Source organism: Heyndrickxia sp. FSL W8-0496, from assembly GCF_038007825.1.
In the GTDB taxonomy this organism is placed as follows: domain Bacteria; phylum Bacillota; class Bacilli; order Bacillales; family Bacillaceae_C; genus Heyndrickxia; species Heyndrickxia oleronia.
In genome coordinates this window covers 298,048-315,716 of record NZ_JBBOXX010000001.1, presented here as the reverse complement: position 1 = coordinate 315,716, position 17,669 = coordinate 298,048, and the positions used below count along the sequence as shown (strand labels likewise).

The window sequence follows — 17,669 nt, the reverse complement described above, 5'->3', positions numbered from 1 at the left end:
ACACTTCTATCCATAAAATTTAATTTATACTATATTAATTACTTATTCAACATTATTCGACGTAGTACGACATTTTTTTAACGAATTTGTGGATATAAATTTGCAACTCATCTGTAATTGAAAACAAACTTCTATATGTGTGTTACATATTTTTAATGTCAATACAAATAATAGTAATGGTGTTTTCACCAATCTAACTTTCAAATGGAGGGAATCATTTTATGAATAAGCTTAGAATAATCATTCATTTCCTCATTTATTTGTGGAAAAACTTTATTCAAAGAAACCTTCAAAAACTTAATGGGCTCTATAAGTTCCCCACTTATTCGTAAAGACTACATTTAAAGTTAGATCCACAGGTTTTCTTTAAAAACACAAAAACCCCCCAGTACAAGTCAACTACTGACTTGTTCTTAGGGGGAGTGTTTTATCAACGAAGTTTTATTTCCTCCATTTAATCTCTACTCTAAAATATATCCAATTACCGAAACAATAAAAATTATCATCAGTCCAACAATGATCCATTTTCTTATTTCAACACCCATCATCCTTCACACCATTACTCTATTTAATTGGCGAAGATATAAAATGCGAACAAAGATAAAATAAAGCACCTGAGCTGAACCAAATGCACCTACCGCTATTAAAGAAGGGCTGAATGTAACCGTAAGACCAACTTGTCCTTGAATGATGGCAACAGTAACGAGAGTTCCTATAGCTGCTACAATTAACGGTAGGAAAAAGAGAACGAACATCTGAATGGTAGCTGCTCGATTCATTTCCTTTTGACTAAGCCCTATTTTAGATAGAGAATGGTAAATCTTTTGATCCTGTTGAAGGTCGGTATATAGTTTAAAATATAGAAAACTCACAGTTGATAACGAAAACAAAATGGCAATAAAGAGAAAAATAAATTGGATTAAACGATACATTTGCTCTGCTTCTAAATAGTGTAAGCCACGTAGCATCGCATACCCTGTGTCTCCGTGGACAACCGTCTCTGGTATTTTCTTCGTTATCAATATTTCCTCCGACTTTTCAGTCGGAAGCTGATTATTCTCCCAGCTAGGAATATAATAATTAATTAAAACTGAGAGATCCATCCTCTGCTGCTCCTTGGTTAAAGAGGCAGCTAGACCATTAAAGTCTTCATCAGATAGTACACAAAGCGAGCTAAATCCAAATCGATCCAAGAGATTAATCTCTTCAATCCCTGCTATTTTAAAGCTTGTTGATTTTGCTGTCAGCTTGGATAGTGATTGTTGATGCTCAACGGCCTTCTTACTATCATTGTGTAACTGAGCAATATTTTTAGAATTAAAAATGGTGATGGCTTCATGATTCTTTACAGATATCGTTGATAACCCATAATCCGCTGCGTAACGATTATAGTCTGATGCTTTCATTACTGTAAATGAAGTTTCTTTAAATGTATATTGTAGTGAATGCTGAACATGCTTTTCATACTTTACTCCAACAGATTCCAACTGTTGATCAATCTCTTCAATATCCTTCTTCCAATTTTCTTGATCTTGTTCATTAAAAGGAGTATAGGTGATCGCATATGGATTTTTTCTATATAAATCTCTCGTTTCGTTACCCATACTGACGATCAGACTTACAAACCCACAGGCCATAGCAGTAACAACTGTAATAATAAAGAACATTCGTGCATTGTCCTTCATCTTATACGCCATCTCTGATATCCATAGCATATTAATTCCTTTTCTAAAAAAAGAACGTCTTTTTTTTAGCAATCTAATCGAAAAAACACTTAACTGTGTAAAAAAGAAATACGTGCCAATACTACCTAATCCTAAAACATATAAATAGGTTTTCCCTAAATCATGGAACATCAAATAAAACGAACCTACAAAGCTAATGATACAAACAAAGGCTAAGAGAATTGATAGTTTTGGTTCCTTTTTTGGCTTACTATTTCCTAGAAGCAATTCAAGGGCCTGTTGTTGTCGTAAAAAGAGAATCGTCATAATCGATATGCCCAAAAACAAAACAAAGAAACAAGCAAATGTTAATATAATTGCCTTCACTGGTAGATAAAAGGGAAGATTATCAATACCTGTCATCGTTGAAGCAAATAACAAAAACAGCTTCGAACAAATCAAGCCAATAACGGTTCCCATCACAATCGCCGCAAAACCAATGATCATATTCTCAAAAAATACGATTCCATTTACTTGTCTACGTTCTGCACCAAGTATAGTTAAAATACCAAACTCCTTTTTTCTTGCTTTTAAAAAGGCACTAATGGAATATAGTACAAATAAAAGGGAAAAGAAAAAGATGACATATTCCCCTGTTTTCATCCCAACCTGTGCAGTTTGTCCCATTTCTGTCTTTTTTAGCTCAGGGTGAAACATAAATACTGCATAAGAAAGGAAAATCATGACAGAAAAAGTGCTACTCAAAAAATAGGCTGCATATGCCCGTGAATTACGTTTCACATTATTCCACGCTAATTGACGAAAGCTCATGTGCATTGCCTCCTAAAAAAGAGAGTGTATCTATGATTTCCTGAAAAAATGCCTGTCTATTTTCTCCACGGTAAATTTCATTGTATAATTGTCCATCCTTAATAAAAACGATGCGATGACAATAACTTGCTGCAAGTGGATCATGGGTAACTAGTAGCATCGTTGTATGATCGGTTTGATTAATAGTTTCCATCATTTCCATGACAGAGCGAGAAGATTTAGAATCTAAATTCCCTGTCGGCTCATCTGCTAATAATAATGATGGTGAATGAATTGTTGCCCTTGCAAACGCTGCGCGTTGTTTTTGCCCTCCAGATACTTCATAGGTTCGCTTATTTAAAATATGGGTTATTCCCAACTTTTCTGCTATGGTTGCCAGCTTTTCATCCATTTCTTTATTGCTTCTTCGATCTAATGTTAAAGGAAGTATAATATTTTCACCGATTGTTAATGTATCAAGTAGGTTGAAATCCTGAAAAACTAGACCGAATTCCTGACGACGAAACTTTGCTAAGTCATTTTTTTTCAATCCATTGGGGTTTTTCCCGTTAATAAAAATTTTCCCAGACGTTGGCTGATCTATCGTTGAAATTAAATTTAATAAAGTGGTTTTCCCACTGCCAGACGGACCCATAATCCCAACAAATTCACCTTGCTTTATTGTTAAATCAATATCTGTTAATGCACGATAGTTTACTTTTCCATTATAGATTTTTGATAATCGGTTAATTTTTACAATCTCCACTCGTTTTCCATCCTTTCGTTGTCCAATTGACCTTAGTTTACTAAAACAAAGACAGATGAACGACCGATTAAAATTACAATAACCTTACATCCCTGTAAGGTTATCTATTGTAAATTTCTAAAACTTAAACTCACAGTTGTTCCCTTGTTAACAACCGATTTCAACGAAATATCATGACCTAACTGCTTACAAATTTCAGCAGTTAAATAAAGCCCCATACCAGTTGACTCCTTATATTTACGACCATTTTCACCAGTATAATAAGGTTCAAACACACGCTCAATGTCCTGCTTAGGGATCCCTACCCCCTGATCCCTCACCTCAATTATTTGTTCTGTACCCTTTTTGACTGCGGCAATAATGACTGAATTTCCATAACCCGCCGAGTAGCGAACGGCATTCGTTAATAATTGATTGAGAATAAACCTTAACCATTTCGCATCTGTTAATACCTCCATTGTCTCTGATATTTCAATAACAGGGTACACCTCGTTACGAATGAGTAAGCGTTTGTTTTCATGAACCACTTCACTAACAAGTTTCTTCAAATCTACCGATTCAATATGAAAATCCGGTTCAAATGAATCCAAACGAGACATATATAAAATCATTTCCAATCCTTTTTCAATCCGATCTACTTGATCATGAATATCATCAAAAATAGGCTCAATCTTACCTTTCAGCAATAAATGAATAACTGAAATGGGCGTTTTCATTTGATGGACCCATTGATTCGTAAAGGTTCGATGATTTCTCTGCTGGTATTCATATCGATGTATGTCTTGCTTATATTGTTGGTATTGGTTCTGTAAGACTTCCTGTAATGCTACTGGCAATGCAAAAATTTCCTTCCCATGAACCGTCTCCTCCAGAGTATGCATAGGTTCTTGCTTGGAAAGCTTTTTATAGAAGGAGAAATGGGTAAAAAAACGAAAAAGTAAATAAGCAATTAATAAACATCCTCCAAAGAAGAGAGAATAAAGTGCAATCGATAGATCATGATTTCCATTTAACCAGTAAATACTAATGATCAATAAAAGCTGAATTATATTGAATACAATTAAAAAAAGATGATCCTTCAAAAAGAGCTTCATGATTGATCCTCCTCTGAAAGATTCAATCGATAGCCTGCTCCTCTTACTGTTTCTATCACATCATCTAATCCCAAATCCTTTAATCTTTTACGTACCCGAGTGATATAAACATTCAATGTGTTTTCACCTACAAATTGATGATCATCCCATAAAACATCTAACATATGAACTCTTCCAACCACCTGTTTTGGATGCTCCATTAATAATTCCAACAGATTAGCTTCCTTCAGACTAATTTCCGTTTTGCTCTCCCCATATTGAAGTTCTAATGTTTCTGGAAAAAGGGTCAGTCCCGAAACGTGAAGCTTTCTAATCTTTTTATCTAAAGCATAGCTACCATATGCTCTTCGTATATTACTCTCTACTTTTGCTAACACTACTTCTGGATAAAAAGGCTTCGTTATATAATCATCCGCACCGTTTTGTAGGGCAAGGACTTGATCCATTTTATCGGCTCTTGCTGAGATAAATAAAATAGGACAAGTTGATTTTGTTCTGATTTGCCTGCACCAGTAAAAACCGTCATAACGCGGAAGATTGACATCTAATAACACAAGATCTGGTTGGACCTGTAAAAAAGCCTGTAGTATATTTTCGAAATCAGTCACTATTTCCACAGAATAACCGTATTTCTGCAAATATTCCCGTAATAAAGTGCTTATCTGCTCATCATCTTCTATGATTAATACTTTGTTCAATGTTCATCCCTCGTCTTTTTGGCTATTAAAGAGTAATTAACCTTCTTTTTCCTTGGCTCTTTTCTAAAACATTGTTGCTATTTAAGTAAAGTTTTTACAAATAACTATCAGCTGAAGACCGCTACACCTTTTATTTCGCTGAGAAAATAGCTACAAACTTTATGAGAATCGCTGAATCTTTTACATCAAACTTTATGAAAATAGCCTTTTCCTTTTGCTTACATTGTCTTATTTAAATTCCTAAATTTCAAATGGAAATTTACATTTCTTATATGATGTTATTTCCCAAGGTGGCATCTGGCTAAATATATTTGTGCCACAACTTAAAATAATAAGTAGCTATCAATAATTCAATAATTGTATTAAACCAAATTAAAAATTGGCCATCTCTCTTCTCAGCTAAGAAATAAAAATCATTTACATTTTATTCACGCTATGATAAATTAGCCTATGAACCAATCATCCTACAAATTTTTAGAGGTGTACTATGGAAATTTCAAAAACCAATCGCTTATCTCTTGTTGAACAAGTAGTAGCACAAATGGAGGACTTAATTGAATCTGGTACATGGCCAATTGGGTATCGCATTCCTCCAGAATTAGAATTAATGGGACAATTTGATGTAAGTCGGAATACATTACGTGAAGCGATACGAGCTCTAGTCCACGCAGGGCTTCTTCAAACAAAACAAGGTAGTGGTACATATGTACTAACATCCAGTGTGCTTGGAGCTGCACTAGAAAAACGAATTCAAAAGGCAAGTCTTCTGGAAACTTTGGAGGTTCGACAAGCACTTGAGAGGGAAGCCGCACATTTAGCTTCCATTAGAAGGAATAACGAAGATATCGAGCAATTAAGGATCCTACTAAAAAAATGTCAAACGGCTGCTAAACAAAAGGATCGGAAGGAGTATGTAATATCAGATATGCTTCTGCATAAAGCAATCGTAGATGCTACTCATAACAGCATATTAATAGACTTGTATGACCATATGACTACCTCTATTCAAGCTTCTATTGAAAACCTTGCTGAAATGACGAATGATGTTGATTTTCATATTGATCCACATAAAAGACTTGTCCATGCCATTATCGATCAAAATACAGGTCAAGCAATGGCAGCTGTTAATGAATATATTGCTCAATTTAAAGAAACTTTAACATAAACGGGAGGTGCATCATGAGTTCACAACAAGTATCAGTTCACCAAGAACATACATCAACAGTAAGTGTAAAATCAAAAGCGATATTATTTATCATTGGAATTATTTTTATTGCTGCAAACCTTAGAGCACCATTGACATCAGTCGGACCATTAGTTGCCCCAATTCGGGACAGTTTAGGAATATCAAATACATTGGCAGGGACACTAACAACTGTTCCACTTCTTGCCTTCGCCCTCCTTTCACCTTTTGCACCAAAACTTTCGCGCAAATTTGGAATGGAGACTGTCCTCTTTACTTCATTAATTTTAATAGCAGTTGGCATCACGTTAAGAACCTTACAAAGCGTCTGGACTTTATTTGGAGGGACCGTCCTACTTGGATTAGGAATTGCGTTTGGTAATGTATTACTACCAAGTATCATTAAACAGAGATTCCCGAAAAAAATAGGATTGATGACAGGTGTTTACGCTGTTGCCATGAATTTATGTGCTGCGATTGCATCAGGATTAAGTGTACCTGTTTCATCAAAAATCGGTTGGCATGGTGCATTAGGCTACTGGGGATTTATCGCATTTATCGCTATCCTATTTTGGATCCCACAAATTCGTACTCATAAAATAAAGGCTGAAACAAAAACGAATCAACAATCTTCAGTGAATTTATGGAAATCAGGTTTGGCTTGGCAGATAACTCTCTTTATGGGATTACAGTCACTGATATTTTATACAATTGTTGCTTGGCTTCCTGAAATCCTTAAAGAACAAGGGGTCAGCTCCAATTCAGCTGGATGGATGTTATCTTTAATGCAGTTTGCTATCATTCCCTTTACTTTTATCGTGCCAATTATTGCCGGTAGAATGAAAAATCAGCTTGCTTTAGTTGTTCTTACTGCTCTTTTCTTTATCGTAGGAATGTTTGGGGTTCTTTATGGAAGTGTAGCACTTATACCATTATGGATCATTATTATAGGTATTGCTGGGGGAGCAGCATTCAGCTTAGCTATGATGTTTTTCAGTTTACGGACCCGAAGTACACATGAAGCAGCTGAGCTTTCAGGGATGGCCCAATCATTTGGCTATCTGCTTGCAGCCATTGGCCCTACATTATTTGGTATATTACATGATCTTACACATAGCTGGACTCTACCTTTATGGATGCTAATTATTGCCTCCTTTCTTATTTTAATTTCTGGTATGAGTGCTGGAAAAGATCAGTTTATAAAAGTTAAGCATGATAGTTAATCATACAAAATAAGACACTGAGAAAATGGCTCTCTGTGTCTTATTTTTATATATGGATAAAAGATCTCTATTGTTTAGCTAATCTCTTTTTGATAAATAAAATGACAAATAAAATAATCAGCACGGCTAATATCGCGTAGACGATATTTGAGTAGACATCCATATATCCAACGATTGTTTCCCATGAAGCCCCCACTGCAGCACCTACATTCACTAAAATGGTATTCCATATTAATGTCCCTATAGTAGTAAAAAGTAGGAATAAACCAATATTCATATGTGACATTCCTGCCGGTATCGAAATTAGGCTTCTAATTAAAGGAATTAAGCGACAGAAAAAAACCGTCCATACCCCATATTTATTAAACCAGTTATTTCCCTTATGAAGATCTTTTTTTGTTAAGCGTAGTAGATGTCCCCATTTTTCAATGATTAATTCTAATCTTTCCACATCGAGCAGACGCCCAATTCCATAAAGAGCAATAGCACCAAAAACTGATCCCAAGGTCGATACAATAATTACCCCCAGTACACTTAAATCAGAGGAGGTAGTCATAAAACCTCCAAATGTAAGAATGACCTCTGATGGGATCGGTGGGAAGATATTTTCTAATGCGATTAAAAGGAAAATCCCGACATACCCGAACTCATCCATTATATTTGTTATCCAAGCTTCCATTTGCTCACACCTCTTTTTTATCATGTTAAATGTTCATTAATTTTACGATAAATGAATGAATCCATTAGTTTATAACCACAGAATAAAGCAATAAATCCCATCCCATAAGCAATAAGTATGAGACCGATGATCAATAATAACTGTGACGAAGGATAGACCCCCCCATATATCAACCATATGATAATATCTACAAGGGCTGCTAGAATCGCCCAGCCTATTAAATAATAATGAGCATGTAGGTTAAAAAGCATGGTATCTTTTGATAAGGATAAAATTTCCTGAACTTTGAATTGGTTAATCGCTTCCTTTGAAGCTTCATTTTTTGGCTTACCTTGCTTAATTAAGTCGGCTGCATAGTCTTCCAAATAATGTTGTAGTTCTAATTTATCCTCCTTACTCATGGCTAGGTTTTCAACATAAGCCTGAATATTGTTTTGCTTTTGATACATGACATTCATACGAATATGCCCTATATAATTAATCACTCCCCATACTACTGCCAGTGCAAATGCTAATAGATAGCCAATTGTCAACCATCCCGGATCCTTCATATCAGACCGATCAATATAGAAGACTAAGAAGCAGAAAGCTATCGATAGTAAGAGAAGCCAGCTATATTTTATATCATGTAAGCAAAATACTTTTCTCATAATCTTACTCATACACCATCCCTCCTTAAATAAAACGGTCAACCATTTTCGTCATTTGATTCCAATCATGAATAAACCTTTGTAATAAAACAATGCCGTCTTCTGTAATGGCATAATATTTTCGTCTCCCACCATGGCTTTCATTTCCCCAATAAGATGTAATTGCTCCTTGCTTCTCTAATCGCTTCAAAGATAGATAAAGTGTCGCTTCCTGAATTTCAAACATACCTTCTGTACGCTCTTTTATCTCTTTGGAAATTTCATAGCCATAATTCTCTTTTTCTTTAAGAATGGAAAGAATGAGAAGATCAATCGTTCCTTTCAGCATTTCTTTATTCAAAATTAAGACCTCCACAAACTACCTTACATTATTAAGTACTTAATTATCATATGTTATATTACTTAAAATTGCAAGGTACTTTTTAATGATATATATATTCTTCATTAAAAAAATCCACTGTTCCTAAGAACAGTGGATTTTGGCTTAATATGTCTTCATAACATGTAGTAAATAATCTTTCCTATTTAGAGGATTAAAGTCTACTCGTTTTCTTACTGGAAAATCACTCACCATTTTTTTATATCCATATGGTTTGGCAATAAATATACCTTCACCTTCTGTAAATGAGTAAAGATTTCTCTTGAATTTCTCGGTTACAGCCATAGGAAGCGTCCCTTTCAGAATATAGGAATCCCTACGAAAGAATGGTTCCGTAAATTCTGCCTGAATCGCTGAAAGTTTAAACATTGCTTGGCTAATAGAGTTAGCAGGAACACTTAATTCAAATTTGTTCATTGGCTCATATACATCCGTGCCCGCTTTCACAAGTGCCTCCATTAATACTAATGGAACTAACTTTCTAAAATCACTCGCTGTTGTGACGGGACTTGCATATCCAGTATGTGTAAGAGTTACGACAATATCTTCTACTTCCCATCCAAACAATCCTTGCTTTAATACATCAAAAACCGTCTCTTCAATGGCTTTATGAAACGCCAAAGGCAAAGAACCGAGTTCCACTCCTAGTTTATAGGTCTTACCGCTACCAAATTCACTAGGTTCTACTCGAAAACCCACTGTCCCATAGAAGGGGTTATCTGCCTCCCCCATTCTTTCTAATGCCTGACCGATCCCTTTTGGTTTTTCAATGCAGATGACTCTTGTTTCAGAAAAGGTAACGTCTACATGATATTTCTCTTTTAAAACCGAGTGAATAACCTCTTTTTGAACTTCTCCAAATATACGGATGAAGAGGTCATGATGAAAGTCATCCTTTAATACATGTATAAGAGGATCCTCCTCAGACATTTCCATTAGTGCTTGATAAAGATCATGTGTTTTTTCCTTTTGTACTGATTTAATCTGTGTTTCTAGCTGCGGGGCCGCAAAAGGAATATTCATGATTTTAGCGGACCATTCACCTACAAGATCCCCAATTTTAATATCCTTCAAGCCCCAAACTTTACAAAAGTCCCCGGCTATTACTTTTGGCGATATCACACTGCTTCCGTTATAGAATTGGTGAATCTTTTTAATTTTTTCAGTGTGTGTATTTATTGTCTTTTCTATACTTTTTCGATTGATCTTTACATATTCTCTAACATGAATGGTCCCAGAAAAAACTCTAATATACGCAATCTTTTCACCTGATGCCTCTCTCTCAATCTTGAACACTGTCCCTGACAATGACTCTTTTTCTAAACCATGACTAACGGGAAGCATCGTTTCAACCCCATTAAGCAATTCTCTTACACCAATACCAGTCATAGCTGAGCCAAAATAGACAGGACAGAGCTTACCTTCCTTTATTTGATTGATCATGATAGCTTTTATTTGTTCTTCTGTGATTTTTCTCTCGTTTACATATGCTTCTAATAAAGAATCATCATTCAATGCCAATAGACTCTCTTCAAAAAAATAAGGATCTGATTCTGCATTAAATTGTTTTTGAACAATCTCGGCTTCCTTCGTTCCTAATTTTTCTACGGTATATAACGGAATAATATTTTCTATCAGTTTTTCTTTTATATTCTCAATTAATCTCGTTGACTTTGCCCCCATGCGATCAATTTTATTGATAAAAATGAGGGTCGGTATCCTTAACTTTTTAAGAATGCTCATTAATATTTTAGTCTGCGCTTGGATCCCTTCCACAGCAGAAATGACAAGAATCGCACCATCTAAAACGGAGAGGGATCGCTCCACTTCCGCAATAAAATCTGCATGTCCAGGAGTATCAATTAAATTAATCTTTACATCTTTTAGAAAAAAAGAAACGACTGATGCCTTAATCGTAATCCCTCTTCTTCTTTCTAATTCCATTGAGTCTGTTTGAGTATTTCCATGATCGACCTTTCCAATCGTATCAATCACAGCAGTCTCAAATAAGATACGTTCAGTCAAACTCGTCTTTCCAGCGTCTACATGCGCTACAATCCCTATATTTATTATTTTCATGAATGAATATCCTCATTTCGTTTCTCAAATTAAATTCCTCTTTTCTTTTGATAAATTGCCGCATTGTAGAATCACTCCAATCAATTTTGTAAATCTATTATATAATTATTGTAAATACTTGTGAAATTTCCAATAAAAATAACCTGATCTCCATTTATCAGGTTATAACTATTAGATAGCCATAGAATTGGTGAATTTTAAAACATTCATTTCAAAAAGACAAATATTCACTTTTTTCAGCAACGCGTTTTCGTCTCACCAAGGTTAAAAATATAGCAATAGATAAGAAAGACATTAAGATTAAAATTCCAGCACATATAAAGAAATCAGTATTAAAGGGATAATCGTATATATAGATTAAAACACTGTTAACAACCAATAAAACGGCTAGAAACAATTCAAAAAGAAGTGTCATTAATATAAACAATAAATAAGGAAACACAATCTCATTTCTTGAAACATGCTGTAAAGTAAGGCCTTCCCAGCAAATATCAGCTAGCTTAACAAGCTTCATCATCTCTCCATCACCCCTAGAATATTCTTCTATTAAAAAAGTATGCCCAAAAAAGAGAGTTATTTACTGAATAGTGAATAATTTTATTAGAAGGTCCTACAGCACGGACTTAGTCATTTGTTGGCTTTTATAAACATAAGCTTTTAGACTTTAATAATGGCACTTTTCTCAAAAATTATTGCTATTAAAGTAAAGTTTTAACTAATAACTATCGGTTAAAGACTCTACACCTTTCATTATAAAGAGTATCCCTAGTCATAAAAAATCAGCCTCAAACAAGTTTGAGACTGATTCCACTTCATGCTTACCTAATAAAAATAAGGATATTAGTTCTCTGCTATACTTTTTATTGCTTGTTTATACTTCTCATACCAGATTTCCCACTCATTTTTTCGTGATTGTACAGTTCTTCCATCTAATAATGCCTGGATAACCTGTAGACAAACATGCCATCCTGCAAGATCCTTTGGCGTATGATTCGTAATTTCCTTTATTGTCTCATTAAAAATTAATAAACATCCTTCAGGCTCTTTATATAATTCGAAACGAACACGATCCACGGCCCATGTATATTCCAATACCGAATACATTTTCAGTTCAGTAATCTGCATTTCCTCAAAGGTGCCATCCCCCATATTAAACGTAATCAGCCCACCCTCACGAAGATCTGCAACTCTTAATTCTGAAAAACACTTTTTTTAATTCTTCATTATCTGTTAGCATCGCCCACACTTTTTTTAAATCGTGTGGAAAATGGTGTTCATATCTAGCAATGTAATAATCATCAACCTTTTTTATAGTAGCTAACATTCACTTCACTCCTCTTTTTAGCATGCTTATTTATCCACTGACATGATTTAAGTATATCTCTAAAAAGACATTCTATTTCAACAGACTCATTCCCTTTACCTTTTTACTAAATCTATCTATTAAATTTAGATCGGATATCAAGTGGTAGACTAACAAAATCATTATTTTCGATTGAAACGATCGAAATAATCATCTTTATTGATTTATAATCGCATTATACAATATCAATGATAAAGGCTTTTTTCTCAAACAATGTTGCTATTTAAGTAAAGTTTTAACTAATAATGATCGACTGAAAATCGATACACCTTTAAATTTTACTGGGAAAAGAGCTACAATCTCCATAAGAACCGTTGGAATCTTTTATTAGGTGTAAAGGCCGGCAGTTGGGCTTTTACTAGAGATTAAAAGATACGAAAACAACCATTATAATAAAAGAAAAGGAGTGGACTTATTCATGTCAATTGCCGTTATTTATGGTGGGTCTAGAACAAATGGAAATTCAGAAGAATTAACTAAGTACACTATTCAAGGATTAGAAGTGGAAAGCATATTTTTAACAGATTATACGATTCAGCCCATAGTGGATGGACGACATGCAACAGAGGGATTTCATGAAGTAAATGACGATTATAACGCAATTATTGAACGGATTTTACCTCATGACATTTTCATTTTTTCTACCCCTATTTATTGGTATAGTATGTCTGGTGTGATGAAAAATTTTATTGATCGTTGGTCACAGACATTGCGTGACATAAATTATCCGCAATTCAAAGAAAAAATGGCAACAAAAAAGGCATACGTTATAGCTGTTGGCGGAGACCAACCGAATATTAAAGGACTTCCGATGATTCAGCAATTCCAGCATATCTTTGATTTTATGGGAATCACATTTGAGGGCTATATCCTAGGTGAGGGAAATAAACCTGGCGAAATTGCAGAGGATAAAAATGCTTTATATGCAGCTGAACAAATTCAAAAAAAGCTAAAAGAAGGGTTGTCTAATTAGCAAAGGGGCACATCCCCTTATTAGACAACCCTTCAATTAATCATGTTGCTATCTATACGGCAGCTGTTTTAGAAAATTGGCTATTATAAAGATCCGCATAAAATCCATCTACCTCTAATAGATCTTGATGTGTACCTTGTTCAATCACCTTTCCTTGATTCATGACTAGAATTAGATCAGCATCTCTGATTGTTGAAAGACGATGAGCAATGACAAAGCTAGTTCGATCCTCCATTAATCGATTCATTGCTTGTTGGATAAGTAGTTCGGTCCGTGTATCGACACTCGATGTCGCCTCATCTAATATCATAATAGGTGGGTCTGCAAGTATCGCTCGGGCAATCGTAAGGAGCTGTTTTTGTCCTTGAGAAATATTCGAAGCTTCTTCGTTTAAAACTGTGTCATAGCCTTCTGGGAGTGTCCGAATAAAATGGTCCGCACGAGCTGCCTTGGCAGCTTGATAAATTTCCTCATCTGTTGCACCAATTTTTCCGTAAGCCAAATTTTCTTTAATTGTTCCATTAAACAGCCATGTATCCTGTAGAACCATTCCAAATGTTGTTCGCAAATTTTCACGTGAGATTTCCCGTGTATCAATACCATCAATTTTTATTTTCCCGCCATTTAATTCATAAAATCTCATTAAAAGATTGATTAAGGTTGTCTTTCCTGCTCCTGTTGGTCCTACAATTGCAACGGTTTGTCCTGGTTGTACATCAATATTCATATCCTTTATTAACAAGTCTTTCCCGTACCCAAAATCAACATGTTCAAATGTCACAGCACCCTTTGCCTCAGTGAGACTAGCTACCTTTGATTCCGGGATTTCTTCTTCTTCATCCAATAATTCAAAGACCCGTTCTGCCGCTGCAACTGTAGATTGAATGATATTAGCAATATTAGCAGTCTGAGTAATCGGTTGAGTAAACTGGCGTGAATACGTAATAAATGCTTGGATATCTCCTATTGAAATGGATCGCTTAATGACTAAGATTCCTCCAATTATGCTAATAAGGACATAGCTCAAATTCCCAATAAAAAACATCATCGGCATAATAATTCCAGAGATAAATTGAGCTTTCCTTCCTGCTTGATATAATTCTTCATTCACCTCATCAAACTGAGCAATCGCTTTTCTCTCATGACCAAAAGCCTTCACCACTTGATGACCTGTATACATTTCTTCAATATGTCCGTTTAACTGACCAAGTGAGCGCTGTTGATCCATAAAATGCTTCTGTGATCTCTTCAATACAGGTCGAATGACAAAAATCGATAACGGCAAACTAATGATCGATATCAATGTCAGAAGTGGGCTGATCGTCAGCATCATAATAATGATACCAACAATGGTCACAATAGATGTTATAAACTGAGTCGCACTTTGTTGAAGGGTACTCCCTATTAAATCTACGTCATTCGTTACACGACTTAATGTTTCACCATTTGCACGACCATCATAATATTTAAGTGGAAGTTTTTCTAGCTTTTGGTTCACATCTTCTCTTAATTGATAAACAGTTTTTTGGGCAACAATTGACATTAGGTACTGCTGAATATAACTAAATAAACTACTAATGACATATAGTCCAGCTAATAAAAGTAACAACTGTCCAACAGCCCCAAAATCAATTTCTGCTCCTGGTACGCCAGTTAGTTTTCCATAGATCCCTTCAAATAATTTAGTAATGGCATTCCCCATTATTTTTGGTCCTGCAATCATAAAAATTGTACTCATAATCGCTGCCGCAATTACAGCAATTAAACGATTTCGAAATGGTTTTAAATAGCTTAGTAATCTCCATAATGTTCCTTTAAAATCTTTCGCTTTTTGTTGTCCCATCATCATGTGCCCGCCGCCATGACCAGGTCCACCGCCTTGAGGTCTTGCTTTTCTTTTACTCATGCAATTTCCTCCTCTTGAAGCTGGGATTCAACAATTTCACGATAGACATCATTGTTCTCTAACAACTCTTCATGTGTTCCAATACCAGCAACTTCTCCCCTATCGAGTACAATAATTCGATCTGCATCGATGACCGTACTCACACGTTGAGCGACAAGAATTACAGTTGCATGGGCAATCTCGCTTTTTAGCGCTTCACGTAGTTTAGCATCTGTTTTATAGTCCAATGCTGAGAAACTATCGTCAAAAATATAGATATCTGGTTTTCTAATAAGTGCCCGGGCAATAGATAAGCGCTGTTTTTGCCCACCTGACACATTAGAACCACCTTGAGTAATCAACGACTCATATTTGTTTTCCATATTATTAATAAAATCATCTGCCTGAGCTATATTAGCGGCATACTCAATTTCTTCTTGGGTGGCATCCTCTTTTCCAAAACGAATATTATCAGCAATCGTTCCTGTAAATAGGAGCGCCTTTTGTGGAACGAAACCAATCTTTGAACGAATTTCTTCCTGTGATGCATCACGAACATCAATACCATTTACTCGTATCGAACCACTTGTTACATCATAGAAGCGTGGAATTAAGTTAACAAGAGTAGATTTACCGGCACCAGTCCCACCAATAATTGCGGTAATTTCACCTGTATTCGCTTTAAAGCTAATATTTGATAAAGCAGGTTCCTCAGCTCCAGGATAACTAAAAGATACTTGATCAAACTCAAGAGTGCCTGGGTTGAGATTAGCCTCCTTTGTTCCATCATCCAAAAAGGTTGGCTCCATCTCAAGAACCTCATTAATACGTTTTGCAGAGACAGCTGCACGCGGGATCATAACAAACATCATAGATGCCATGACAAGGGCAAACATGATTTGCATAATATATTGAATGAAAGCCATTAGATCCCCTACTTCCATGGCTCCATTATTAATCCGAATTCCACCAAACCAAATAACGCCTACAACAGTTAAATTCATTACAAGCATCATTACAGGCATCAAGAGTGCCATTACTTTATTCACTTTTATTGAAACATCGGTTAAATCCTTATTCGCCTTTTGGAGACGAATCTTCTCTTCCTTTTCACGATTAAATGCACGGATGACCCGAATACCAGTCAAATTTTCCCGTAATACTAAATTCAATCGATCCAGACGTGTTTGTACAGCTTTAAAAAGCGGAATTCCTTTATTCATTATAAGAAGAATGGAACCAACTAATAATGGAATAGTAACCACTATAATAAGAGACAGCTTTGCATCCTTTGACAATGCCATAATCAGACCGCCTATAAACATAATTGGCGCACTTATAACCATACGCAACATCATGATGACAACTTGCTGTACTTGTGTAATATCATTTGTGGTTCTTGTTATGAGGGAGGCAGTACCTATGTGATCAACATCTTGAAGTGAAAACTTCTCTACATGAGTAAAGACTTTTCGACGAATATCCCGTCCTAGTCCCATCGCAGCTTTAGATGAATAATAACTTGCAATGACCGATGCAAAAGCACCAAATGCAGCTACCAGAAGCATTAGCCCTCCAATTTTCCAAATATATGGTGTATCTCCCACAACCACCCCTTTATCAATAATATCCGCCATCAAAGTTGGTAAATAAAGATCTGACATGGATTGGATAAACACAAGTCCAAATACAGCTAGAACGATCCATTTATAAAACGTAAGATTTTTTAGTAGTTTAATCATCCCATCATTCTCCTTTTTCAGTCATTTCTTTTTCTAAAAAAAGTGCAATTTTCTCGAGGGAATGAAGGAAATCATCACGTTGCTTTTCAGTAAATGTTTGGAGCGCTAACTCAAAACCATGATGAATGCTTCCCTCTCGTAACCAGATTTTCTCAAAAAATTCCTTGCCTTTTTCGCTAAGTATCAGTTGCATTTCCCTACGATTATCCTCAACCGGATGGCGATGAATTAAATCTGCTAAGACCAAACCATCAATAGCCTGACTTAATGTGCTTTTAGGAATATAGCTTTCCTTCGCCAATTCCTTTTGAGTCATTTTCCTTCTAGGAGCTATCTTCATTAGAATCACTAATTGCGGCATGGAAAGATTATTGTCTGCAGCCGTTTTCTGGAAAATTTTACGTGAATTTTGTTGAACACGATCAAATGCTTGGAGAATTTCAATTAATTTAATGCTACTCATAACTTATCCTTTCTGTTC

17 protein-coding genes are annotated in these 17,669 nt (G+C 35.4%); 3 read left to right on the top strand and 14 right to left on the bottom strand.

What is annotated here, in order from left to right; genetic code table 11:
- Window positions 1-551: 551 nt before the first annotated feature.
- The 4 genes from NST63_RS01825 to NST63_RS01810 all read right to left on the bottom strand — a co-directional run bounded on the left by NST63_RS01825 (window position 552) and on the right by NST63_RS01810 (window position 5,032).
- Window positions 552-2,495 carry an ABC transporter permease gene (locus NST63_RS01825; protein WP_341041132.1) on the bottom strand — a complete coding sequence of 648 codons (1,944 nt, stop codon included), beginning with the start codon at window positions 2,493-2,495 and terminating at the stop codon, window positions 552-554.
- On the bottom strand, window positions 2,467-3,240 hold the full coding sequence (locus tag NST63_RS01820) for an ABC transporter ATP-binding protein (protein WP_212946076.1): 774 nt from the start codon (window positions 3,238-3,240) through the stop codon (window positions 2,467-2,469). Before NST63_RS01820 ends, NST63_RS01825 begins: the two co-directional genes overlap by 29 nt.
- Before the next feature lie 104 nt (window positions 3,241-3,344).
- Entirely contained in the window at window positions 3,345-4,334 is a 990-nt protein-coding gene (locus tag NST63_RS01815) for a sensor histidine kinase (protein WP_341041131.1), read from the bottom strand.
- Complete coding sequence (locus NST63_RS01810) at window positions 4,331-5,032, bottom strand: response regulator transcription factor (RefSeq protein ID WP_341041130.1); 702 nt, start codon at window positions 5,030-5,032, stop codon at window positions 4,331-4,333. Before NST63_RS01810 ends, NST63_RS01815 begins: the two co-directional genes overlap by 4 nt.
- A gap of 487 nt (window positions 5,033-5,519) precedes the next feature.
- Between NST63_RS01810 and NST63_RS01805 the strand changes: the two genes are divergently transcribed.
- The gene (locus NST63_RS01805) at window positions 5,520-6,197 is read left to right on the top strand and encodes a FadR/GntR family transcriptional regulator (RefSeq protein WP_341041129.1); all 678 of its coding nucleotides are present in this window, start codon (window positions 5,520-5,522) and stop codon (window positions 6,195-6,197) included.
- 14 nt (window positions 6,198-6,211) lie between these two features.
- Window positions 6,212-7,438, top strand: a complete 1,227-nt coding sequence (locus tag NST63_RS01800) for a CynX/NimT family MFS transporter (RefSeq protein WP_341041128.1) — start codon at window positions 6,212-6,214, stop codon at window positions 7,436-7,438.
- A 67-nt stretch (window positions 7,439-7,505) separates the two neighbouring features.
- Here the strand turns inward: NST63_RS01800 and NST63_RS01795 are convergent, their stop codons facing one another.
- From NST63_RS01795 to NST63_RS01765, 7 genes are all read right to left on the bottom strand, one after another.
- On the bottom strand, window positions 7,506-8,117 hold the full coding sequence (locus tag NST63_RS01795; protein WP_341041127.1) for a DedA family protein: 612 nt from the start codon (window positions 8,115-8,117) through the stop codon (window positions 7,506-7,508).
- A gap of 20 nt (window positions 8,118-8,137) precedes the next feature.
- Window positions 8,138-8,779 (bottom strand): hypothetical protein, encoded by a 642-nt coding sequence (locus NST63_RS01790; protein ID WP_341041126.1) that lies wholly within the window; start codon window positions 8,777-8,779, stop codon window positions 8,138-8,140.
- Between the two features lie 13 nt (window positions 8,780-8,792).
- A complete protein-coding gene (locus tag NST63_RS01785) occupies window positions 8,793-9,107 on the bottom strand; it encodes a PadR family transcriptional regulator (protein WP_251339864.1) in 315 nt (104 codons plus the stop codon).
- A 144-nt stretch (window positions 9,108-9,251) separates the two neighbouring features.
- Window positions 9,252-11,225, bottom strand: coding sequence for a translation factor GTPase family protein (locus tag NST63_RS01780; protein ID WP_341041125.1), 1,974 nt, complete (start codon window positions 11,223-11,225; stop codon window positions 9,252-9,254).
- A gap of 211 nt (window positions 11,226-11,436) precedes the next feature.
- Window positions 11,437-11,742 (bottom strand): hypothetical protein, encoded by a 306-nt coding sequence (locus tag NST63_RS01775; protein ID WP_341041124.1) that lies wholly within the window; start codon window positions 11,740-11,742, stop codon window positions 11,437-11,439.
- Window positions 11,743-12,065: 323 nt separating this feature from the next.
- Entirely contained in the window at window positions 12,066-12,350 is a 285-nt protein-coding gene (locus tag NST63_RS01770) for a hypothetical protein (protein WP_341041123.1), read from the bottom strand.
- Between the two features lie 46 nt (window positions 12,351-12,396).
- Window positions 12,397-12,549: a hypothetical protein gene (locus NST63_RS01765; RefSeq protein ID WP_341041122.1), complete on the bottom strand. Its 153-nt coding sequence runs from the start codon at window positions 12,547-12,549 to the stop codon at window positions 12,397-12,399.
- Between the two features lie 457 nt (window positions 12,550-13,006).
- Between NST63_RS01765 and NST63_RS01760 the strand changes: the two genes are divergently transcribed.
- Window positions 13,007-13,561: a flavodoxin family protein gene (locus NST63_RS01760; RefSeq protein WP_341041121.1), complete on the top strand. Its 555-nt coding sequence runs from the start codon at window positions 13,007-13,009 to the stop codon at window positions 13,559-13,561.
- A gap of 52 nt (window positions 13,562-13,613) precedes the next feature.
- Here the strand turns inward: NST63_RS01760 and NST63_RS01755 are convergent, their stop codons facing one another.
- From NST63_RS01755 to NST63_RS01745, 3 genes are read right to left on the bottom strand one after another with little or no spacing between them, the layout of a single operon-like run.
- Entirely contained in the window at window positions 13,614-15,467 is a 1,854-nt protein-coding gene (locus NST63_RS01755; RefSeq protein WP_212946069.1) for an ABC transporter ATP-binding protein, read from the bottom strand.
- Complete coding sequence (locus NST63_RS01750; protein WP_341041120.1) at window positions 15,464-17,188, bottom strand: ABC transporter ATP-binding protein; 1,725 nt, start codon at window positions 17,186-17,188, stop codon at window positions 15,464-15,466. The genes NST63_RS01755 and NST63_RS01750 overlap by 4 nt, the downstream gene beginning before the upstream one ends.
- A gap of 4 nt (window positions 17,189-17,192) precedes the next feature.
- Entirely contained in the window at window positions 17,193-17,651 is a 459-nt protein-coding gene (locus NST63_RS01745) for a MarR family winged helix-turn-helix transcriptional regulator (protein WP_078110913.1), read from the bottom strand.
- Between the last annotated feature and the right edge of the window lie 18 nt (window positions 17,652-17,669).